This window comes from Citrobacter sp. Cm038, assembly GCF_030333105.1.
Taxonomy (GTDB): domain Bacteria; phylum Pseudomonadota; class Gammaproteobacteria; order Enterobacterales; family Enterobacteriaceae; genus Citrobacter; species Citrobacter murliniae.
Genome location: NZ_JAOWGO010000025.1, coordinates 345,255 through 368,289 on the forward strand (window position 1 = coordinate 345,255; position 23,035 = coordinate 368,289).

The 23,035-nt window shown below is 52.7% G+C and carries 15 protein-coding genes and 1 pseudogene; all 16 read left to right on the forward strand.

Translation table 11 applies throughout. From position 1 onward, the window contains the following. Positions 1-19 precede the first annotated feature (19 nt). Positions 20-2,674: a type VI secretion system ATPase TssH gene (tssH, locus tag OGY01_RS21100; protein ID WP_045441441.1), complete on the forward strand. Its 2,655-nt coding sequence runs from the start codon at positions 20-22 to the stop codon at positions 2,672-2,674. Continuing rightward, complete coding sequence (locus tag OGY01_RS21105; RefSeq protein ID WP_286493638.1) at positions 2,671-5,043, forward strand: type VI secretion system Vgr family protein; 2,373 nt, start codon at positions 2,671-2,673, stop codon at positions 5,041-5,043. Before tssH ends, OGY01_RS21105 begins: the two co-directional genes overlap by 4 nt. Positions 5,044-5,053: 10 nt before the next feature. Beyond that, positions 5,054-5,914, forward strand: coding sequence for a DUF4123 domain-containing protein (locus OGY01_RS21110; protein ID WP_082138882.1), 861 nt, complete (start codon positions 5,054-5,056; stop codon positions 5,912-5,914). A 5-nt stretch (positions 5,915-5,919) separates the two neighbouring features. After that, on the forward strand, positions 5,920-8,496 hold the full coding sequence (locus tag OGY01_RS21115) for a T6SS effector BTH_I2691 family protein (RefSeq protein ID WP_286493639.1): 2,577 nt from the start codon (positions 5,920-5,922) through the stop codon (positions 8,494-8,496). Then, positions 8,493-9,536, forward strand: a complete 1,044-nt coding sequence (locus OGY01_RS21120) for a DUF6708 domain-containing protein (RefSeq protein ID WP_286493640.1) — start codon at positions 8,493-8,495, stop codon at positions 9,534-9,536. Before OGY01_RS21115 ends, OGY01_RS21120 begins: the two co-directional genes overlap by 4 nt. A 38-nt stretch (positions 9,537-9,574) precedes the next feature. Continuing rightward, a complete protein-coding gene (locus OGY01_RS21125) occupies positions 9,575-9,847 on the forward strand; it encodes a hypothetical protein (RefSeq protein WP_286493641.1) in 273 nt (90 codons plus the stop codon). Positions 9,848-10,180: 333 nt separating this feature from the next. Further along, positions 10,181-10,615, forward strand: a complete 435-nt coding sequence (locus OGY01_RS21130; protein ID WP_331456588.1) for a DUF6708 domain-containing protein — start codon at positions 10,181-10,183, stop codon at positions 10,613-10,615. Positions 10,616-10,988: 373 nt separating this feature from the next. Next, positions 10,989-11,255 (forward strand): PAAR domain-containing protein, encoded by a 267-nt coding sequence (locus OGY01_RS21135; RefSeq protein WP_048221700.1) that lies wholly within the window; start codon positions 10,989-10,991, stop codon positions 11,253-11,255. After that, positions 11,255-12,460, forward strand: a complete 1,206-nt coding sequence (locus OGY01_RS21140) for a KPHS_23130 family T6SS system protein (protein WP_502873418.1) — start codon at positions 11,255-11,257, stop codon at positions 12,458-12,460. The genes OGY01_RS21135 and OGY01_RS21140 overlap by 1 nt, the downstream gene beginning before the upstream one ends. 430 nt (positions 12,461-12,890) lie before the next feature. Next, a pseudogene (locus tag OGY01_RS21145) lies at positions 12,891-16,010 on the forward strand (ImcF-related family protein); the annotation flags it as partial. Then, complete coding sequence (tssA, locus tag OGY01_RS21150) at positions 16,010-17,602, forward strand: type VI secretion system protein TssA (protein WP_048221697.1); 1,593 nt, start codon at positions 16,010-16,012, stop codon at positions 17,600-17,602. The pseudogene OGY01_RS21145 and the gene tssA, both read left to right, overlap by 1 nt. A 26-nt stretch (positions 17,603-17,628) precedes the next feature. Beyond that, positions 17,629-19,383 carry a type VI secretion system baseplate subunit TssF gene (tssF, locus tag OGY01_RS21155; protein ID WP_048221696.1) on the forward strand — a complete coding sequence of 585 codons (1,755 nt, stop codon included), beginning with the start codon at positions 17,629-17,631 and terminating at the stop codon, positions 19,381-19,383. Then, positions 19,347-20,432 (forward strand): type VI secretion system baseplate subunit TssG, encoded by a 1,086-nt coding sequence (gene tssG / locus OGY01_RS21160; RefSeq protein ID WP_048221695.1) that lies wholly within the window; start codon positions 19,347-19,349, stop codon positions 20,430-20,432. Before tssF ends, tssG begins: the two co-directional genes overlap by 37 nt. Continuing rightward, positions 20,410-20,955, forward strand: a complete 546-nt coding sequence (gene tssJ / locus OGY01_RS21165; RefSeq protein WP_045449551.1) for a type VI secretion system lipoprotein TssJ — start codon at positions 20,410-20,412, stop codon at positions 20,953-20,955. Before tssG ends, tssJ begins: the two co-directional genes overlap by 23 nt. Beyond that, entirely contained in the window at positions 20,955-21,410 is a 456-nt protein-coding gene (gene tssE / locus OGY01_RS21170) for a type VI secretion system baseplate subunit TssE (RefSeq protein WP_045441470.1), read from the forward strand. The genes tssJ and tssE overlap by 1 nt, the downstream gene beginning before the upstream one ends. 78 nt (positions 21,411-21,488) lie before the next feature. Continuing rightward, the gene (locus OGY01_RS21175; protein ID WP_045441473.1) at positions 21,489-22,736 is read left to right on the forward strand and encodes a VasL domain-containing protein; all 1,248 of its coding nucleotides are present in this window, start codon (positions 21,489-21,491) and stop codon (positions 22,734-22,736) included. Positions 22,737-23,035: the final 299 nt, after the last annotated feature.

A 23,035-nucleotide genomic window follows, 5' to 3' on the forward strand; every position in this document is an offset into this window, starting at 1 on the left:
CCGACAAAGAGAGAGAGTCATGGAAAATCCAGCCATCCTGCTGCGACGTCTGAACCCTTACTGTGCCCGTGCGATGGAAGGGGCGGCGTCGCTCTGTCAGATCCGCGCCCATGCAGAAATTCTGCCGGAGCACTGGCTGCTGAAGCTGCTGGAGCAGGGCGAAGGCGACCTCACCGTACTGGCGCGCCGTTACGAATGGGATATGGATGCGCTATGGCAGGATTTGCTCGGCTGGCTGGAGAAACAGCCCCGTTCGGTACGTAGCCGCCCGCAACTCTCGGCAAGTATCCAGACACTGCTGCAGGAAGCCTGGCTGCTGGCATCACTGGCCGGGGAAGAGCACATTCGCAGCATCCATTTGTTGATGGCGCTGGTTGATAAACCCAAACTGGTTCGTTGCGATGGTCTGTGGCCGCTGCTGACGCTGGGGCAAAGCCAGATGGAACGTCTGCGTCCGCTGCTGGATGCACAATCAGACGAACGTCCGGACGTGCAGCTTGAAGCCGAACTGGCGCAGAGTCACGGCGGCGAGGTGGAATTTGCTGGTCGCCCGGTTGGGGCAGATCTGAAAGAAGGCGAACTCAATCCGGCCTTGCAGAACGCGCTGGACAAATTCACCCTCGATGTCACCGCCAAAGCGAAGGAAGGCAAAATCGATCCGGTGTTTGGCCGTGATACGGAAATTCGCCAGATGGTGGATATTCTCTCGCGTCGTCGTAAGAACAACCCGATCCTGGTCGGTGACCCGGGTGTCGGTAAAACCGCGCTGGTGGAAGGCCTGGCGCTGCGCATTGCCGAAGGGAATGTGCCGACATCGCTCAAACCGGTTATCCTGCGGACCCTCGACCTTGGTCTGTTGCAGGCGGGGGCGGGCGTGAAGGGGGAATTTGAACAGCGTCTTAAAAACGTCATCGATGCCGTACAGCAGTCACCGGTGCCTATTCTGCTGTTTATTGACGAAGCGCACACCATCATCGGGGCCGGTAATCAGGCCGGTGGCGCTGATGCAGCCAACCTGCTGAAACCGGCTCTGGCGCGTGGTGAGTTGCGTACTATTGCCGCCACCACCTGGAGCGAATACAAGCAGTACTTTGAGCGTGATGCGGCACTGGAGCGCCGCTTCCAGATGGTGAAAGTCGATGAGCCGGACGACGACACTGCGTGTCTGATGCTGCGTGGCCTGAAATCCCGCTATGCAGAACACCATAACGTACACATTACCGACGACGCGGTCCGAGCCGCCGTCACGCTGTCGCGTCGCTATCTGACGGGACGTCAGTTGCCGGACAAAGCGGTTGACCTGCTGGACACGGCAGCCGCTCGCGTGCGCATGAGCCTTGATACAGTCCCTGAAGCCATTGTGCGCCTGAAAGCCCGTCTGACGGCGCTGGAATTTGAAGAGCAGGCGCTGCTGGAGGATATTGCGGCCGGTTGCAACCGGCATGGCGATCGTCTGAGTGTTATAGAGCAGCAGCGTACGGAACTGGAAAACCGACTTCAGGAGCAGGAAAGCCGCTTCAGCAAAGAACAAACGCTGGCGCAACAGTTATTAGTCAGTCGTCAGGACATCAGCAATCAGGCTGAAATGCTTGCGCTTCAACAGCAACTGGAGCAGGAACAGCAGGGGGATGTGCTGGTGCAGGTGGATGTCGACACCCGCACGGTCGCCAACGTGATTGCGGACTGGACGGGCGTGCCATTGTCTTCCCTGATGAAAGACGAACAGGCTGAACTGCTGACGCTCGAAAATGAAATCGGCAGCCGCGTCGTAGGACAGGATCTTTCCCTCACTGCCATCGCTCAGCGTCTGCGTGCGGCCAAAACCGGCCTGACGTCTGAGAACGGCCCGCAGGGTGTATTCCTGTTGGTCGGCCCGAGCGGCGTCGGCAAAACTGAGACCGCACTGGCGCTCGCAGATGTGCTGTACGGCGGCGAAAAATCCCTTATTACCATCAACCTGTCGGAATACCAGGAGCCGCACACAGTTTCCCAGTTGAAGGGTTCGCCTCCGGGTTACGTCGGCTACGGGCAGGGCGGTATTCTGACCGAAGCGGTGCGTAAGCGCCCGTACAGCGTGGTGTTGCTCGATGAGGTGGAAAAAGCCCACCGTGATGTGATGAACCTGTTCTATCAGGTTTTCGACCGCGGTTTTATGCGCGACGGCGAAGGGCGTGAAATCGACTTCCGTAACACGGTTATTCTGATGACGTCGAACCTCGGCAGTGACCCTCTGATGCAGTTGCTGGATGAGCAACCGGGTGCGACTGAAAGCGATGTACAGGAACTGCTGCGTCCTGTTCTGCGCGACCACTTCCAGCCTGCCTTGTTGGCGCGTTTCCAGACAGTGATTTACCGACCGCTGAGTGAGATTGCGATGCGCACCATTGTCGAGATGAAACTCGGCCAGGTCAGTCAGCGTCTGAAGCGGCACTATGGCTTGAACACGCATATCGACGAGAATTTGTACGATGCGTTGACCGCTGCTTGCCTGTTGCCGGATACTGGGGCTCGTAATGTCGACAGCCTGCTTAACCAGCAGATTTTACCGGTGCTGAGCCAGCAGTTGCTGACCCACATGGCCGCAAAACAAAAACCGCAGTCATTACGCCTTACCTGGAGTGAAGAAGAGGGGATTGGGCTGGAGTTTGACCGCACACAAGGAGTGAGCGCATGAGCAGTAATCTCCCGATAAGATTCAGCCATAACCACCATCTGCTGTCAGTAAAAGGCTGTGAGTCAGAACCCGATGTACTGGCGTTTGAAGGCGATGAAGCCCTGAGCACGCCGTTCCGCTACCGTATTGAATTCACCAGTGCAGACCATGCCATCAGCAAAGAGATGATGCTGATGAAGGCCGGTTCACTGACGCTGCAGGCGCCGGTTGACCAGGGCTACGGTATTAAAATACAGCAGCCGGTGCGCGTCATTCAGGGGGTGGTGAGCGGCTTTGAACGTCTCAGCACCTCTAAAGATGAAACCCATTACGCCCTGACGCTTCAGCCGCGCCTGGCGCTGCTCGAACGTTCTCGCCAGAACGCCATTTACCAGGATATGTCTGTCCCGCAAATTGTGGAAAAAATTCTGCGTGAGCGCCACAACATGCGCGGCCAGGATTTCCTGTTCACACTGACCAGAGAGTACCCGCGCCGGGAACAGGTCATGCAGTACGGTGAGGACGACCTGCACTTTATCACCCGTCTGCTGGGTGAGGTCGGCATCTGGTTCCGCTTTACCACCGACACGCGCCTGAACATCGACGTGGTGGAGTTTTACGACAGCCAGCAGGGGTACGAGAAAGGCCTGACGCTGCCATCGGTCCCGCCGTCAGGCCAGCATTCAGAAGGCGTGGACTCGGTGTGGGGAATGGAGAGCCATCACCACGTGGTGCAAAAACAGGTCAGTACCCGCGACTACAACTACCGCCAGGCCACAGAAGACATGAACACGCAGGTCGATGCGACCCGCGGGGACACCACCACCTACGGTGATGCGTATCACTATGCTGACAACTACCTGACGCCGGGCAGCACATACGACCGCAATCCGTCCCCGGAGACCGGGGCGTTTTATGCCCGCATTCGTCATGAGCGTTACCTGAATGCCCAGACGCAGACCCGGGCTGTCACCAGTTGTCCGACGCTTTCCCCGGGGCAGGTACTGAAAGTCACCGGCGGGTATGAAGTGGCAGAGGTGTTCAGTCAGGGTGTGGTGGTGACGGCGATGCACAGCCATGCGCGGCGAGACGAGGACTTCGGCGTCAGGTTTGACGGTATCCCGGACAGCTCGGATTTTGGCTTCCGTCCTGAACCTGGCTCACGCCCGGTGATGGCCGGGACCTTACCGGCCCGCGTCACCAGTACCACCGAAAATGACACCTACGGGCATATTGATAAAGACGGTCGCTACCGCGTCAATATGCTGTTTGACCGTGACAACTGGGAGACCGGGTTTGAGAGCCTGTGGGTGCGTCAGTCCCGCCCGTATGCCGGGGACACCTACGGTCTGCACCTGCCGCTGCTGGCGGGCACCGAAGTGGCGATTGGCTTTGAGGACGGTAACCCGGACAGGCCGTACATTTCCGGCGTGCTGCACGACTCGGCTCACGGCGACCACGTCACCATCCGCAACTACAAACGTAACGTCCTGCGCACGCCGGCGAACAACAAAATCCGCCTCGATGATGAGCGCGGCAAAGAGCATATCAAAGTCAGCACGGAGTACGGCGGCAAGAGCCAGCTCAATCTCGGGCACCTTGTCGACAGCGAAAAACAACAGCGCGGTGAGGGTGCGGAACTCCGTACTGACGATTGGGTTGCTGTACGTGGTGGCAAAGGCTTATTGCTGACATCACAGGGGCAACCTAAAGCGATGGCTCAGCAACTCAGTATGGATGAGATTAAGCAGCAACTCTCGGATGCGCTGGCGCTTGTGGACTCACTGTCCGAATTGATGCAAACAGCAAAACTGGAACCACTGGACAAAAGCACTCAGCAGGGCTTTTTAAAACAGAGTGTCGACTCTCTACAACAACCCGTTATCGTTGCAGGCGCGCCGGGCGGGATTGCGCTTTCTACCCCACAACAAATTCAGCTTAGCGCTAACCAGAATCAGATATTAACGGCAGGTGGTAATACGGAGATCTCATCTCTCAAGCGTATGGCACTGGCAGCAAAACGTGGCATGACATTATTTGTGCACGAGCTGGGTATGAAACTGGTGGCAGCAACAGGAAAAGTCGTTATTCAGGCACAAACCGATGCCGCTGAAATTACCGCTAAAAAAGGGATCACCATCACCAGTACGGATGATGAAATACTGATCACCGCGAAAAAGAAAATCACGCTGCAATGCGGTGGCTCATATATCACGCTGGATGCCGGAAAGATAGAAAATGGAACGAGCGGTGATTTCAAGGTAAAGAGCGCCAACTTTGATTATGCAGGGGCGGCAAAACTGAATGCAACCTATCCAGGGTTTACTGCCTGTGAAAATGCTGCAACGGATGCTGCTGTACAGGGCAGCGCAACTGTCCCAATGAGTTGAGAATTTAGCCATGATAACAAGACTTTTTCGGGATGAAGCTTTGACACTAACGGAACATCAATATTTGGTCATTGATCGGATGCGTGTGAGTAATGTCCTTGATACTTTACCGCTCATTGAATTGGTTACTCCGCTGACTACCGCTCAGGCTCATCTGTACCCATGGTTGCTATCACTAAACTCCTTGTCGTCAGCGGAATGGGACTGGGTGGAAAGCCGATTCCGGCAGTCGTATGAGACTGTACAACCTTCATACTTTCTGTTGCTTAAAAGTGATCAACCAGAAGCCGTCGTCAGACATCATCTGATGAATTCATTATTTATCAACGATCAGCAGCGTCAAAAGCATATTCTGCGATATTACGATCCGCGAGTGCTCTTTCATCTTAGCTGGATTATGGATGCATGGAGTTTGTCCAATTTATTAAATGCTCATGACCTCACTGACTGGACATTCTGTATTAACTGGCAATGGCACACGCTTTCTTTTAGTGAAAATACGGTTCCAGAACCAGCGATACAGGACAAGAATCAATGGTTTGCATGTATTCAGAAAATTGGACTGATTAATGATGTACTAGCACGTATTTCCCCTGCTGAAGATATGCTTCAGCGGCAGCAGCAAAGCCGGGATATTTTCCAGTTACTCACGGTCGGTGAAGGCTGGCTTAGCGATCCTACCGATCTGTGTAAATTTGCCTGTGATGGCATTCAGTATGGCAAAGACTTCTATTACTCCAAATTTATCACCGTCCTGTTAGAAGACAGCAGGAATACTCCGGGAATGTATCGGCAGATTACCCGAAGCTGGGATCAGGAAAAGTGGCAGCTTGTTATGGAAGAAACAGCAAAAAAGATCAATAAGGGATAATCATTATGAGCCAGAGCAAGGGTTGTAATTTCTGTCGTCGTAGCGGTCTTGCGCTATTGCCTGTTCGTGCGGGGGTTAAAGGCATCGAAGATAATGTTCCAGATTTTCCATCTTCGTTCACTGCTCCAACAGTGGCTGCTCAGGGGGAAACAGCTTACACAACCCGGCTTCTGCGTGAAGGATTTCTCTATATCTGGAATGAACAAGCAGGAAGCTGGATAAATTATTTCACCACCCAGGAAGGCTATTATTATCCCTTGCCTGAAGAAGGCAGTGTTCCCCCTGCGGTGGCTAGTGGGAAAACAAGGCCCTGCATTACTGAACCTGCTGAACTGGCCGCTGCATCATTGATCACTTTGCCACTTTTACCGCCACCCTATAAAAACGGCGTGTACTGGTTTGCCTGGAGCGAAGTGGAGTGGACGGAGGCTGTTCGCAAAAAGCACGAAGACGCCGGGTATCGAGCTCAGTACATGCAGCGTTTTGATCTGGATAGATGGGTTAACAGTGGCAGTGCGGAAAACGTAACGAATATTACCGGGCTATCGGGGACGGTTGCGGAATATTGCGCCAGCGCGGATCGATGTGACATCAAACAATGGACCCCTCTGTACTGGAAGAAAGCGCATGCGCTTGAGGGAACCAATATGATCATGGCGGCAGAGTCTTTATCACCGGGGAAAGGTGGGATCATTGTACTTGATGATCCGGTCGCGGTAACGCAGGAGATTTCCTCGTTATGCAACTGGCGGCTGGATAGAAATTTCAGTAACAACGCGAAGTATGTACGCGGCCTGGCGCTCTCCTCGGCCCTTTCAGGGCTCCATGATGCCATGTGTACCCAGTTCGAACGCGACCTGCTGGATCAGAATGAAAGAACAGAGAATCAGGTACGCTACGGATGGGAAACAACCGGTGGCATTATGATCCCGTCCCAACCGTCACAGGCAGACAGCCTGCATACACTCAATGATCAGGTATTAGCATCCACGGTGGCGGAGCGCTGGTCTCCTTACGAAAAATACATCGATCGCGCTAAACAGAATGCCTTTCTGGCGGGTTTTAAAAAAGCGCTGGAGGCGTATGATCATAGGGTCGTGTCGCCGATGGTGGTCATGTATCTGGGGTGGCTTAAAAGCCAGTGTTTGCTGGATTACCTGAATCACAATTTCGATCCGCGGGATACTGCAAGCGGCGGCGTGTTTATTCAGGCCGTACAGGACTGCGTGAGCGGCATGCAGGATAAAAAAGGGGCATCTGAGTATCTCTCTGAGCAGTTAGCACAACCGTCGATAACAGCAACCAACATATTGCTGCGTGCTACGGTAATGAATAACACGGCCTGGGCACAGCAAGTCAACAGTGCTCTGTCAGTCAGCCGTTACGACGATCTGCCCTGGGATAAACTTGCGGATGGCTTTAAAGATATTACAGGCTATATGAAGGAAGGGATTCACCTGGTGATGGAAACTTATCTCAGTACCATCAGCAGCGTCCTACTGGCTGTAACGCGTAAATCGGTTGATGGCATTCTGATGCCTGCGCTGATTGCGCTGGCCTCTTCTACCGGACATGCTCTGAAAACAGTGAGCCTGACCGGTGAACGAAAGTATTTTGTCAAAGCCGTTTTGGAACAACTGGCCGGGTTGACGGATCAGGAAGGCCGGGTTGCCAAAGATCGTTTGCGCCATTATATCGATATCGAGATGCGGCGAATGAAAATTTCAGGGTCGGCGGTGGAGGGGCAGCAGCAAAGCCGTTTTATCGTGATGATCGATGCTGATGAAGCAAAGCAGCTGGCCTCATCGCCGCTGGAGGGCCGGGCTCAGGCGGCAGCCAGAACAATTCACTCGGTTGAAGAAATCAATGAGTCGGTTTTTCCAAAATACTGGCGGGATAAGCTTTCTATCGCCAAAGGGATGTCCACCCACAGGCTGGCAAGCGATGCCACTACTTCAATCCCCTTTGCCGGATGCACGCTGTCGATGGCGCTGCAGTGGAATGCAGTTATTGGCAGCGGCTTACCTGAAGGCTTTGAAGGAGGGAGTAAATTTGTTGCCAATATCGTCTCCTCCATCGGTGCTTCGGCGGAAGTGCTGAATAATGTCTGGCGAAATTTCAGGTTGATTCGGTTACGGGGTATTGTCCGGATACAGTTTGGGAGTGGGGTGGAACGATTTATTTCAACTGCATTACGTGGAGTGATGCGGATTGGTGCTGCTGCAGGGATTGTGGCTGTGGTTTACGATCTAGTCTATGCAGCCGATGAGTTATTCTTAAAGCATAATTACAGTATGGGTGTGGCGTATTTTGTCTCTGCTATTGGAGGAGGTATTCTCTGGGTTACGGCGATGGGATGGCTGACTTTGGGTCCTCTGGGGATAATTGTGTGCCTGGCTCTTGTCTTTGGAGCGGCGATCTTCTTGGCATCAAAAGAGAAGGATGAGATACAAAAGTGGCTGGCGGCCATGTGGTGGCGCCAAATCCCGGTTAATGATACAGACATACCAGCGATTATGCCGGAGACAGCAGAAATGGATTCCTTTAATAAATTGATGCAGCAAGAAGGAGCTACGGCATGATGAATTATACGGGGCTATATACTCCCTATAAATTAAACCGTCCTTTAACGGAAAAAGAAAGAGATGAACGCTTTTATCAGGGGAAGCGACGTAGAGTCAATACCATCAATAACGAGAGTTCTGTTATCAGGATGAATTCGAACTGTCTGGAAACTGTTTGTAAATATTATTCCGGTATAGGTGTTGCAGGATCAATGTTATTTCCTGTTTTTTTTATTTTGCTGATTGGTGTGTTTTGGGGGGGGTGTTCTGTTTACAATATTTTATCAGGTGATGGACTTGGAAGTGCGTTTGTTGAGTCTATAGCGACATTTGTATTTATTGTTTTCGCTTTTTTTATTGCCAAGCTTATTAATAAAGAATGGTTCAGGAAAACTCATTACCCGATTCGATTTAACCGAAGAAATCAGATGGTATATGTCTATAAAGTCAGCGGAGAAATACTCAGTGTACCCTGGAAGGATATTTTATTTACCCCGGCTAAGTCTCTGGGAAGAACCAGTGAATGGGGTATCGACGGACATATTCTTGCAGAAGATGGGGAAACGGTGATTGACACCTTTAGCCTGGCGGTTTCTTTAACGGCAGGCAAAAAGTTGCTGGGTGAGTACTGGGAGTTTATCCGTTGCTATATGGAAGAAGATTGCGTACAGGAGCTTTCGGAGCTTGTCACGCTATGCCCTCCGGTAGAAAAAAAGAGGGAAGGGTATATTTTCGGGTTGCAGTATCTGATGAAAATGAACTCCCGTCTGGAATGGATCTTTCTGCCGGTGATGTTTCCACTGGATCTTCTCGCCAGCTTTTCTCGCTATATCGCCATGCGCACCAGTAAAATACCGCAGTGGCCTCAGGAGGTGCTGGATTCCTGCCAGTCTGAGCACGATGACCCCATTGATGTCAGCGCAGCGAACAACCCGAAACACCTGTGGCGCTATGTGCTGGCTAATGAAAAACGGGATGTCTATGAAGCACGCTATGCCCGCCAAAAGATGGCCTATGAGTGTATAAAAGCAAAGCTGGATTTACGCTACAGTAAATAGGATGAAGTTTTCCTGAATAATACAGGTAGGTGTGTGATATGGATTATGATGGATTAATGATAAGTTATATTAAGTATCGTTTTCCTGATATTGAACTCGTAGATGATGAGCGGAAGTATCAACTACTTCAGAATGAAGAAATAGACCTTCAGGGGCGGCGAGTAATGGATGATGTTGCTGTTGTTCATCTAAGTTCTAATTATGCTGAAATTGTCGATAAATATTATTCTGTTAAGAGTTTTCTTACTGTTCCAACCCTGATGTTTTTTTTTTGCTTTTTTCCTGGGGGGGGGGATGTGGCTATTCTCTGACGATGTTTCAGGATCTTATGACCGGAAGAGCACGTGATACATTCTTTTGGAGCTTTGGGGTAATTATGGTGATTATTTCATTTCTACTTGCATGGGGAATGCTTAAATTGATGCGAGTCGAGTGTTTTCGCTGGACACATTACCCGGTACGTTTTGACCGTAAACATCAGCTAGTGCATGTATTCAGCGTTGATGGTGAGGTTTATAGCGTGCGCTGGAATGAGATTTTTTTACTACAGGATGCTATGTTCAGCGCAAATTTAAACGGAAATATTACGATATCCGGGGCCACGTATTAGCGGAAGACCGTAAAACTGTTCTGAAAACCTTCACCTGGCGGTATCCGCCAGCAGCAGAGAGCAGCTATATCCGCACTGGGAGTTTGTGCGTCGTTATATGGAAGAAGGTCCGCAGGCCGTGGCGGAAGTACTGAAGATAATGCCTCCGGTGGAAGGGCGACGCGAGGGCGTCTCTTTTGGTTACTGGTATCTGATGTTTAGCGCAACCTATGGTGCGCCAGTGTTTCTGGTGCCATTCCTGATGGTGCTGTATCTCGCCGCCTGGCCATTCCGGGTATTTGCCATGTACACCAGTAAAATTCCGCGCTGGACGGCAGAGGTAGAGTCAATGTGCCAGATAGACCCCGACGACCCCTGGGATATCAGCGCTGCACAAAATCCTTGCTCAATATGGCGCTGGATGCTGGGAATGGATAAGGCACACACTATGCTGGATAAGAAGCGGCAGAGTTTATCGATGGGCAAGTAACTCAAAGAGTTATCCTGGTGGGCGAAACACGTTGCCATCTTTTTAATGTAATTGTAGCGACTATTTTTATTATTTATTAGGGAGATGGTGCCATATACAAAATTGTATGCGCCTGATAAAAAATAATAATTTTTAACAGAATAGAGAAAGTGGAGGGTTATGCCAGGGAAAATGATGTAGGGGTTACGGAATCAATTATAAGGTCTCTATTGTTCGGGTTAATTATGTTTGTTTAGGATATGGGTAAATATTATCAAACTCTTGGTTGGCTATTTTAATACTGCTTGTATCGTTGTTAGGTGAAATAAAAATTAAGCACTAGTAATTTCTTTTTCGGGTTGGGTTTGTTGCAAATAATGAGAAAGGGGGAAGTGTGAAAGGTATTATTCGTATCGGAGATAAAACAACTCACGGAGGGCAGGTCTTATCCGGCTCTTCCGTGATGAAGTTTGAAGGAATTGGCATTGCGCGAAAAGGCGATCCTGTTAGCTGTCCGCGTGAGGGGCATAGTCCTTCTTACATCTCTGAAGGGCATCCAACGATGAAAGATAACGGTGTTGCAGTGGCATTTCATGGTTACAAATGCACGTGTGGCTGTACGCTAATTTCTTCTCTTGGCAATGCTACGACGAGTAAATAATGCCGATAGATCTCAATTGCACCCCTGAAAAGGCTATCCGACAGCCCGCACCTTCAGTAAAACGTTGGTTGATTGTTTTACTCGTACTGATCTCCATCAGCGGTCTACTGACTGCCTGGCTATGGCCTTCAGGAGTCTCGAGCCAAACCCCGTTATTCTGGCTTTGTTTTCCTGGTGCAGCGATGATTTCCTGGTTAGTTATTTTTGTCCTGCGCTGGGTTATTTATCTGGCTCCTGTGTTTAATGCTGATGGGTGGGATGATACCCGGCAGCAGGATATTGAGCAGGATATCTGGCGTGGGCAACGTAGTATGGTGATACATGCCCAGGTTGTTCATTTACCTCATGCGATTGCAACGGCATCAATATCAGCTCAATTGCTGATGACAGATGGAATATCTCTGCCGTTACAAGTGAACAATGCAACGCAAGCCATTATTCATCAGGCCAGATTTGATAGCATCACGCATCCGCTGGAACAGCGTTTAGAAAAACAACTTAAAGCGCTTTTGTTAAATGGACCGTTGCAGTCGGCTTTTCATCAATTACCGGCAAACAGTGAGCTGACGATTTTATTGCAGACCAATCTGGATATTGCCACTTTTCCTGAGCGTTTAGCACCGTTACAAAACCTGGTTGAGAAAAACATCGTCGCGCCTTTGCGTCTGGTTTTTGCGCAAGGTGATGGGCCTGGATTTATTGATAACTGGCTTGACAATAATGAAGACGAACAAGTGTTACTGGTGCTTGCGTTAAATCTGTCGACAAAAGAGATTGATGGTACAAGCGATGCTGCTGTAGCACTGCTACTACAAGGGAATGTTCATCAGCCATGGGAAGGTATTGCCTACCTCCATCGACCGGAACAGACCCATCAAGATCTTGGAATGGGCTACGCATTGCAACAGGCATTGTTATGGGGAAAATCCTGTGCGGAAGATATCCGCCAGATCTGGTTTTCTGGGATGGGAACCACGAATAAAGCAGAAAATATTTTTTCTCAGGCGGCAATACAATTCTCCTCAGCCGGTCAACACTGTGATATCGATCTTCGCACGGGAGATACTGAACATGTGTCTTCATGGCTGGCAATTGCTGTGGCGGCTGAAAATGCCCGGAGTTCGGGTAGCCCGCAGCTATTAATGAATGTATCGGAAAAACACCCTTTGCCGTGGTTTATCGTTATTAATCCGATCTTCAAATAATTCTTATCCTGACCAGTTTAATCCACAGTACTTTTCGTTTGTCTGATTTTGTTGTTACCCCGCCTTCCAGGAGTAAGTCGCAGTGAAGCGAATTAAAGAATTATTCAATAGTACCAAATTCCAGTTCTGGCTCATTTGCCTGGTGGTTCTCATGCTGGGATCGGGCATTTATCTGGTGCTAAAATTCCATCCTGATTGGATGTGGATAACACCAGATTCTGCCCATCAGAATATATTGGTGGTCACCGATATACTGATCACAGTGGGGATCCTGACATGGCTCCTGATTGTTCTTTTTTCCAGCCGGATCGCCGGAGGTCGGGAATATCTAAAGGCAAAAGCCCTGATATCGGCAAAAAACAGCGCTGTGTCACGGGGTGTCGAGAAAAAATCAGGCGGTGTTGATAAATACGGGATCCGTCAGTTTTGTTCCCATCTCCGCCGCCGCTACGGCCTTTTCTGGCGCCGTAAAGTTCGCCTCCTCTTAATCACCGGCGACGAAACCGCTATCGATCAACTGCTCCCCGGCCTGCAAAGCCAGCAGTGGCTTGAAGGCAACCGCACTGTTCTGATTTACGGCGGCAGTCTGACTGCTGAGCCCGCTAAGGAAAAATACGCCGCGCTGCGCAAACTGCGTCGTGGTCGCCCGCTGGACGGGATTGTCCGGGTCATTGCTGAAGGGCAAACGCTCACGCCGCAAATCAGCGACAGCGACCTGCGGGGGCTGGAAAAAATCAGTGAACTGTTGCGCTATTGCGCACCGGTCTGGCTGTGGAAACTGTGCGACAGCGACTGGTCGCAGACGAAGCGCCCTGAGCAGGCTGTCGGGGCAAGCTTCCCGCTGCGTGCAAAATAAGAGGATATTACCCGCCAGCTTGAGCGGATGCTACCGGAGTTGCGGGCGCAGGGTGTCAGTCAGGTCATTGAGAATAACCGTCACGACTTTCTGTTACGTCTGGGTCAGCACCTGAAAGAGGGCGGTATCAGCCGCTGGGCTCAGCAACTGGTGCCATGGTTGTCAGCCTCCCAGCAACGTATTCCGCTGCGTGGCCTGATGTTCAGCCTGACGGGAAGTCCATCGCCTGAAAACGTCGTTGCTTACGCTGATGTTGAGAATAATATCCCTGGATCGCGGCGTCATGCTCTGACCCTGCCGGTGACCTGGGATGGCGTCGTTGGCGACTGTACCCGCGTGCGCGGCCGCCGTGTCGGGCTGCCCTGGGAGCAGACGCTCGCCTGGACGCTGATGACCATCATCGGTGTCTGGATGGTGGGGCTGATACTCTCCTTTGCCATGAACTATGGACAGATTTCATCTGTTGCGGGAAAAGCCCGCAACCTGGTGGAACATCCTTCCGTTTCTGATTTTCAGCTGACGGCATTACATGAACTGCGAAACGACGCGGGTCGTCTGCAACACCATGTTCAGGAGGGGACCCCCTGGTATCAGCGCTTTGGTCTTGACCATAATCAGCAGCTACTTAATGCGATGCTCCCGTGGTATGGCGTCGCGAACAATCACCTGATCCGTGATCCGGCGAATATCTCCCTGATGCAGACGCTCACCGTGCTGGCAAATTCCGTCCCCAACAGTGACAGGCGTGCGCAACTGGCGAAACCGGGCTATGACCAGCTTAAAGCCTGGCTGATGATGGCCCGTCCTGATAAAGCCGACGGCGAGTTTTACGCGCAGACCATGAAAACCGTACAGCCGACGCACAGGGGCATTTCAACGGGCCTGTGGCAGAGCCTGTCGCCAGACCTGTGGGCGTTCTACATTTCCGAACTGCCCAATCAGCCGCAGTGGAAAATCACACCGGATGCTTCTCTGGTCAGTCAGAGCCGTCAGGTGCTGTTGCAGCAGATTGGCCGACGTAATGCAGAAGGGACGCTGTATGAAAATATGCTCAAATCGGTACGGCGCAACTTTGCGGATGTCTCACTGGAAGACATGACCAATGGTACCGATGCCCGACGTCTGTTTACCACCGATGAGGTGGTTCCAGGGATGTTCACCCGTCAGGCATGGGAAGGCGGTATTGAGCAGGCCATTGAGAATGCGGCCAACACTCGCCGGGATGAAATAGACTGGGTGCTGAGTGACAACCACAAGGCCGTGTCTGCGGAGCTCTCCCCGGAAGCGCTGAAAGCGCGTCTGACCCAGCGCTATTTCATTGATTTTGCCGGAAGCTGGCTCAACTTCCTCAACAGCCTGCGACTTAACCCGGCGCACAACATCGCCGATGTGACCGACCAGCTGACGCTGATGAGCGATGTGCGTCAGTCGCCGCTGATTGCCCTGATGAACACCATCGCCTGGCAGGGACAGGCCGGGCAACAGACGGAGGGCCTTTCTGACTCCATTATTAAGTCGGCGAAAGACCTGGTCGCCGGGAAGGATAAACCGGTGATTGACCAGTCGGCCACAGGCCCGCAGGGACCGCTGGATGACACCTTCGGACCTTTACTGACACTGATGGGAAAAAACAAAGCCAGCAATGTGATGTCTGCTGACAACACGCTGAGCCTGCAAACTTATCTGACCCGTATTACACGTGTACGTTTGCGTCTACAGCAGGTGGCGAGTGCATCTGATCCGCAGGAGATGATGCAGACGCTTGCGCAGACGGTTTTCCAGGGCAAGAGTGTGGACCTGACCGACACGCAACAGTACGGCAGCCTGGTGGCGGCAAGCCTCGGGGAGGAGTGGAGTGGTTTCGGCAACACGATGTTTGTGCAGCCGCTGACTCAGGCCTGGGAGACGGTGTTGCAACCGTCAGCCGCCAGTCTGAATGACCGCTGGAACCGCTCGGTGGTGGCGAACTGGCACACGGCCTTTGAGGGGCGTTTCCCGTTTGCGGCGAGCAAGAGTGACGCTTCTCTGCCGATGCTGGCCGAGTTTATCCGTAAAGACAGTGGTCGTATCGACCGGTTCCTGACCACCGAGCTCAATGGCGTACTGCACAAAGAGGGGAGTCAGTGGGTGCCGGACACTGCACACAGCCAGGGGCTGATTTTTAATCCGGCTTTTCTGCGGGCGGTGAATCAACTGAGTCAACTGTCGGACATTCTGTTTACTGACGGCAGCCAGGGGATAAGTTTTGAGCTACAGGCCCGCCCGGCAGCGCAGGTGGTGGAAACCCAGTTAACGATTGACGGACAGAAGTTGCATTACTTTAACCAGATGGCCGACTGGCAGTCTTTCCGCTGGCCGGGCGAAACCTGGAAGCCGGGAACGATGCTGACCTGGACGTCGACCAGCGCCGGTGCGCGGCTGTTCGGGGATTACGGCGGCACCTGGGGCTTTATTCGCTGGCTGGAGCAGGGTAAACGCCAGCAGCTTGATCGCAGCCAGTGGATGCTGAGCTTTACCGCGCCAGACGGAAGAACGCTGCAGTGGGTGCTGCGCTCACAACTCGGAAACGGACCGCTGGCACTGCTGACGTTGCGTAACTTCAGTCTGCCAGAGCAGATATTCAGTGTGGATGCCTCTGCGACCTTGCAGACTCTGGACAGTGCCGGGAATTCAGCCATGGAGGGAATGGAATAATGGCGACATTACAAAGCGTACTTTATGCCTGCGGTGCTGATGAGCAGACTTTGCTGACAAGTGCGCGGTCACACAGCACTCAGTGGGCGCGCTGGCTGGAGCCGATTAGCGACAATGAGCCAACCGGCGAAGATCCGGGCTATGACGACGATTTTCAGCGCATTCGCGAAGAGGTCAACAAACTTTCCGGTATTGATACGGGACTGATTTGCGAGTTGACGGAAAAGTTGCTGACCGGCACCTGCAAAGATCTGCGCGTTATCACCTTTTATGTCTGGGCGCGCCTGCATCAGGACGGTGAGTCCGGTTTTGCACAGGGGATTGAACTTCTGGCGGCAATGCTTGAGCGGTTCGGTTCCAGGCTGCATCCACGTCGTGAAAGGAGCCGTAAAACTGCCCTGGAGTGGCTTGGCAGCAGTCGCGTGACTGACAGCCTGTCTTTATACCCGGAAGTGGACATGTCTGTTATGCAGCGCATTACAGGCGGGCTGCTTCTGGCGGAACAGTCTTTTCAACTGTTTGATGAAGATGCCCGTCCGGAGCTTGGGGGGTTGTATCAGGCTCTGGACAATCGTCTGGTACAGAACGGCGGTGCCAACAGTCTGGTGCCACAGACCAGTCGGGAAGAGGGTGCAATAACGGTGTCAGACTCTTCTGCGCCAGTGATGAATGCTGTCACGTCGGGACGTGATTTACTCGATCAGGCTAAGGTGCTGGCGAAATACCTGCGCTCCCTGCCGGGAGGGTGGCTGGCCGGACATCATCTGCTGAAAAGCGTTCGCTGGGATACGCTAACTGAACTTCCGCCGCTGGATGCCTCCGGGCGCACTCGTCTGGTCCCGCCTAAACCCGATAACAAGGCGCACCTCAAACGTCTGTATCTGCAGAAAAGCTGGTCTGAATTGCTGGAACATACGGACACGTTGCTGGCTCAGGGCGTCAATCACTTGTGGCTGGATGTGCAGTGGTATGCCTGGCAGGCGCTGGTGAAACTGGATAATGACAGCGTGCGTGCCGATATTCTCTGCCGTGACATTAAAGGTTTGCTGGCGCGTCTGCCGGGGCTGGAAGCACTCGCTTTCAGTGACGGCACACCTTTCGCTGATGAAGTCACCATGAACTGGATAAACGAAAGTGTGCTTGATGACATGTCAGGATGGAATGATAAGCCGGTATCAGCCGTATCCGCTGACAGTGATGATGTGCTGACGCTGGAGTCTGAAGTGCTGGCGAAAGCGGACAGTGAAGGTATTGAAGCTGCGCTTAACTGGCTTCTCGTCCAACCGGGATACACCTCTTCCCGGGATCGGTGGCTGATGCGACTGCTGATGGCTCGGGTAAGCGAACAGTACGGTAAAAACGAAATGGCGCTGCATCTGCTGCGCGAACTTGATAGCGATGCAAAGCAACTGACCCTCGAACAGTGGACGCCGGAACTAATGTTTGAAGTCAAAGCCCGCAGACTCAAGCTGCTGCGCGCTAAAGCCGGTCGCAGTGACGTGGATAAAACGCGCCTGCAGGTCGAAATGGATTTGCTGCTTTCCGGATTGGTTGCTTTAGATCCCGCCCGTGCAGTCGTTCTCTGCGCCTGATGATTCAATGAAAGATTATAAAAACTATGGAAGATTTAACCCTGCGTTATTACGACGCTGAAATGCGCTACCTGCTGGAAGCCGGCGAAGAATTTGCCCGTGCTCATCCTGAGCAGGCGGCAATGCTCAATCTTGATAAAGCGGGTGCGCGTGACCCGTACGTGGAACGCCTGTTTGAAGGCTTTGCCTTCCTGATGGGGCGTTTACGTGAAAAGCTCGACGATGACCTGCCGGAACTGACCGAAGGGCTGGTCAGTCTGCTGTGGCCGCACTACCTGCGCACCATTCCGTCTATGTCCGTGGTGGAGTTCAGCCCCGACTGGCGTGAAATGAAAGAGCAGATGCGTATCGTCAAAGGATTCGAAGTCCTTTCCCGGCCAATTGGGGAAAAAGGCACACGCTGCCGGTATACCACCACCAAAGAGATCGGCCTTCAGCCGTTGTCGCTGGAACATGCCCGTCTGTCGACCGATCCTGATGGACGCTCTGTTGTCACTTTGCGCTTTAACTGCAGCGAACTCGCGGACTGGAGCCGTATCGATCTCAGTCATATTCCTTTCTATCTCAATGCTGATGCGCCACTGGCCTGCGCCATGCATGAAGCGTTCACCATGAATGTGGCCAGAATATGGCTGCGCATGCCTGGTGATGTGGACAGAAGACCGCTGGCCGGGCATTTCACTGCACTCGGGTTTGGTGATGACGATACCCTCTGGCCGAAGGGCAACAGCAGTTTCAGCGGTTACCAGTTGCTGCTGGAATATTTTACCTTCCGCGAGAAATTCATGTTCACGGGCCTGCGTGGGCTGGAGACCGTGGCCTTTCCGACGGAGCTTTCCTGGTTTGAAATCGACGTGGTACTGGCGGAACGCTGGGAGCATGACTTCAGCTTTAGCGAAAAGCATCTGCGTCTGAACTGCGTGCCGGTAATTAATCTGTTCCCGCTGGAATCTGACCCGCTGACGCTCAATTCACTGCAGACGGAGTACATGCTGCGCCCGATGCGCGTACAGGATGGCCATACCGAGATTTACGCCGTGGATTCGGTGATGTCATCGAGCCAGCATACTTACGTGCCGTTCTCAAGCTTTCGCCACAAAGGTGGAATGATGCGCCATGAAGCGCCGGAATATTACTACCACACCCGTGTGCGCCGCGGCCCGTCCGGACTGCATAACACCTGGCTCATCCTCGGCGGTGAAGCGTTTGATAATCACACGGTGCCGGAAGATGAAAGCTTGTCGCTGACGCTTACCGGAACCAATGGCCAGCTACCTCGCAGAGCATTGCAAAGTACCGTGCTCGACACTGTGATGAAAACCACGTCGGCCAGTATTGCGGTACGCAACCTTTGTGCGCCAACGCTGCCCTGTTATCCACCCGCGCAGGACCGTTTTCACTGGCGCGTACTCAGCCATCTCGGAAGCGGATTTCTCTCGATGATGGATAACGCCGATGTACTGCGCGGCACGCTGGCGCTGTATGAGTGGACTGACAGCGAGATGAACCGCCGACGTCTGGAAGCCATTATCGACGTGAAGCACAGCGAAACCGAGCGCTTTGAACAAGGCTACCTGGTACGCGGCGTGCAGATTGAAGTGACGCTGGACAGCCACGGCTTTGCCGGGCGCGGCGATATCTGTCTGTTCGGCGAGATGCTGAGCCGCTTCTTCGCGCTCTACACAGACATCTACCTGTTTAACCGCCTGATTATCATTCTGCAACCGACCGGAGAACGCCTGGAATGGGAAGAGAAACACAATCGCCGTATTCCCGGTTGACACCACGGCTGGAGGCAGACCTTCACCGCATTAACTTTTACCGCTTATGCCAGTTGCTGGAGAAACTCAATCCCGACAGGCCATTGATGGGTTCAACCAGCCATCCAACCGATGATCCGGTGCGCTTTGCGCCGCATCCGGGGATGGGCTTTCCGGTCAGTGAGCTTAAGGCGGTTGAGTATGATGAAGACGATGACAACAAACCGCCGGTCATCCGTACCACGTTTATGGGGATGTATGGTGTTGATTCCCCGTTGCCGACGGCCTATCTCGATGACATTACCCAGCGCCGGGAAGGGCATGAGGCGCTGCAGGGGTTTCTGGATATCTTCAGCCACCGCATCCTGACCCAGTTTTACCGCATCTGGCGTAAATACTCCTACCCGGCAGCCTTCGAACCCGGAGGTACCGACAGTATCTCACAGTCACTGCTGGGTCTGGTGGGGCTGGGGATCCCAGGCACGGCAAACCAAATTGCCACTCCGGTGTCACGCTTTCTGGCATTACTGGGTGTGTTGCGTCAGCCGGGTAAAACCCAGGAGGGGATGCAGTCGCTGATTAGCCTGCTTGCACCGGATACCACCGTGCAGGTCAGCCCCTACTGTCTTCGGCCGGTGGAAGTGAATCAGCCTCTGGGCTTTTACGGTAATGAGGATTTTCTACTGGACGGTAATACGCCCCTGGGTGACGAAGCGATGGATGCCAACAGCCAGTTGCTGATTGCCCTGTCCACGGATAATAAGCAGGAAGCGCAGGGCTGGAAGCCGGATGGTCTGCTGTATCAGGATTTTCTGGTGATGTTGCGGGTTTATCTGGGCTGGCGATTCAAGGCAAAAATTACCCTGACTACCCGTACCCGCCTGCTGGCTGTACCGCCGTTAGGTGAAGGGCCATTCTGGCTTGGGATGAATGGTGTGCTGGGTGTGGAAGACGATGAATGTCTGGACGATATCCCGCAAACCTTTACGACGGAACTGGGTTATTACACCGGGCTGGAGCCTGCGAAACCACAACAAGGAAACCGACGTGTTACGTATAAATTTAACTAAGACCACGTGCTGTCTACTGCCGCTGCTGGCATTCAGTCTGGCAGGCTGTGGGGTGACGCAGGGCGTCACCGATGGCACTAAATCGGCCTTCAATGCCATTTTTTACAAGAAGATTAAGGTACTACACCTGGATTTTACCGCTCGCGAAGCCCTGAACACCGATGCACGTGAGAACAACACGCTCTCCGAGTCGGTCGTGGTGCGAATTTATCAGCTCAAAGATAATAAAACCTTCGACAAGAGCGTGTACCAGCAACTGCTGAAAGACAGTGAAACGGCTCTCGGGGCTGATCTTTTGGCCACCCGCGATGTGGTGGTTAAACCTGGTGGAGATGTACTGCTCGATATGCCGATGGAAGAGGGGGCGAAATACGTCGCCGTGGTGGGATTGTTCCGCCATCCCGATATGGTGAAAAACACATGGAAGCTGATGATAGACCGTGAAGAACTCGATCCGGACAAGGCGCGGGTGATTGAGGCAGGGAATAACCATCTGACGTTGTTACCGATAAAGGATAAATAATGCCTCAGACTCACAAATCCCCCTCACTGTATGAGATGCTCGCGGGTAATTTCTCCGGTGGTCTCGACCTTCACCAGGTCAGTGAAGAAAATCAGGTCATCCTGTCCGTACTGGACAACATGCAGCGCGTGCTTAACTGCCGCGCAGGGACGCTGGCACATCTGCCAGACTACGGCCTTCCGGACATGACCAAAATCCTGCAAGGGATGCCCGGTACGGCGCATGAGCTGATGGGGACTCTGTCGGCCGTATTACTCAAATATGAACCACGCCTGAAAACAATAGCGGTTGTGCTGCTGGAACAGGAAATCCCTGGCGAACTACGTTATGCCATTGACGCTGAACTCAAAGGTATTGGCCTGGTACGCTATGGCACGGAGTTTAAACCCGAAGGGCGGGTACTATTGAGACACCTCAAACAACAGCAGTACCTCGGCACGACTACCCGCGCGTAATCACTTTTGATCTCTTCGCTATCGTTCTGCGTGACAAAAATCGGGCAATAAGCATACAGGTTAAATGGATATCTGGTCATGAATGACATTCACTCTCGTAAAGTTAAAACTGGCGGCGATCCGCGCCTGCTGGCGGATTATGCTGCTCTGCGTGATGAGCTTGCCAAACTCTCACACCCGGCGCGGCCTGATGTTGACTGGGGACGTGTTGAGCAACTGAGTCTGGCATTGTTTCGCCAGAACGGCGTCGAACTGCAAACGGCGTGCTGGTATACGCTGGCACGCACACGGATGGCGGGGCTGGTGGGGCTTAATGAAGGGCTGGCTGTTCTGGAAGCCTTGTTGATGCATCAATGGGGAACGCTCTGGCCGCAACCGGTCCATGCCAGGATGGAGATCCTCGCTGGATTCACCCAGCGCCTGCACTCAGTGTTGCGGACGCTGGAGCTGAATTATGTTGACCTGCCACAGGTTTACAGGGCGGAAGAGCACCTTGATGCTTTGTGTAAGCATTTGCAGCGTCTGGAGTTAAAAAACGCCAGTCAGATAGGGGAGCTGTGCGCCTTTATGCATAATGCGGTGATACGCCTCGAAAATATTGATGCAGGCAGTGGTGACACGGGAGCTGTGACCATACCCGCGTCATCTGTTGGCTCAGTGAGTCCGGTATCTGCTGTTCCGTCTGAACCTCTGATTTACATTGTCCGTGAAGACCTCGCCACACCACGCATTGTGCCTGAATCTTCTGAGCCGGGAACGGGCTGTTCGTGGAAAAGTTTTGTGGGGGGAGTGCTGACCACGCTGGTGCTGGGTTCAGCAGGGCTGTGGGGCTGGCAGCAAATAAATCCGCCAGCCAGCAGCCCGTTACCCATAGTGGCAAATGAGGCCGCCCTGACAGAGCTGGCGCAGCTATCACCACTGTGGCTGCAAAACTACGGCTTTGTGCTTGCGGCTACTGCTCAACCAACTGAAGCTGAAAAATTGAAAGTGCAATGGCAGCGTTACATCAGCAGTAACGCTTTGCCTGCATCATCGCTTTCTGGCTGGCATGAGGGCATGGGTGGTCTGCAGGTATTAACTCAGCGCCTGAATGCACTGGATGAGCGCAAAGGGAAATACCTGACCGGCTCAGAACTGAAATCGATGGTCTTTGCCATCACACAGAATTTTAGTCGGGCGGTGCCAGTTGAAGAACAACTGTACCAACTGAGTCTGATGGATGCTGGAGCACAATCGCCAGAAGCCTTGATGCTGCAAACGGATATGCATCTGCATCAGCTAATTAACCGTTACATGCTGATAAAACAACAGACAGTAAAGCCCTAAAAGAAGGGTTATGAGTGTCCAACGACCGCTGCGCGCGGGAGCTGTTTGTCGCCGGGTTTGCGATTTTTTGCTTTAGTATCAGTAATAATCGCCATCGCGTAGCGCACCATCTGCCGCCAGATAAAAGAGGGAGTTGGACCTCTCTTTGTAAGGGATTCTCTTGTCCGAGTTTTTTATCCGTTACCTGCCACCCAGATCACTCATGATCCAGGTATCCCACGTTGATATACACGTCATCCTCCACGCTTCCTCGGCGTTGACTACGTTCGCATACCCGAGTCACTTACCAGAGTAAGCTC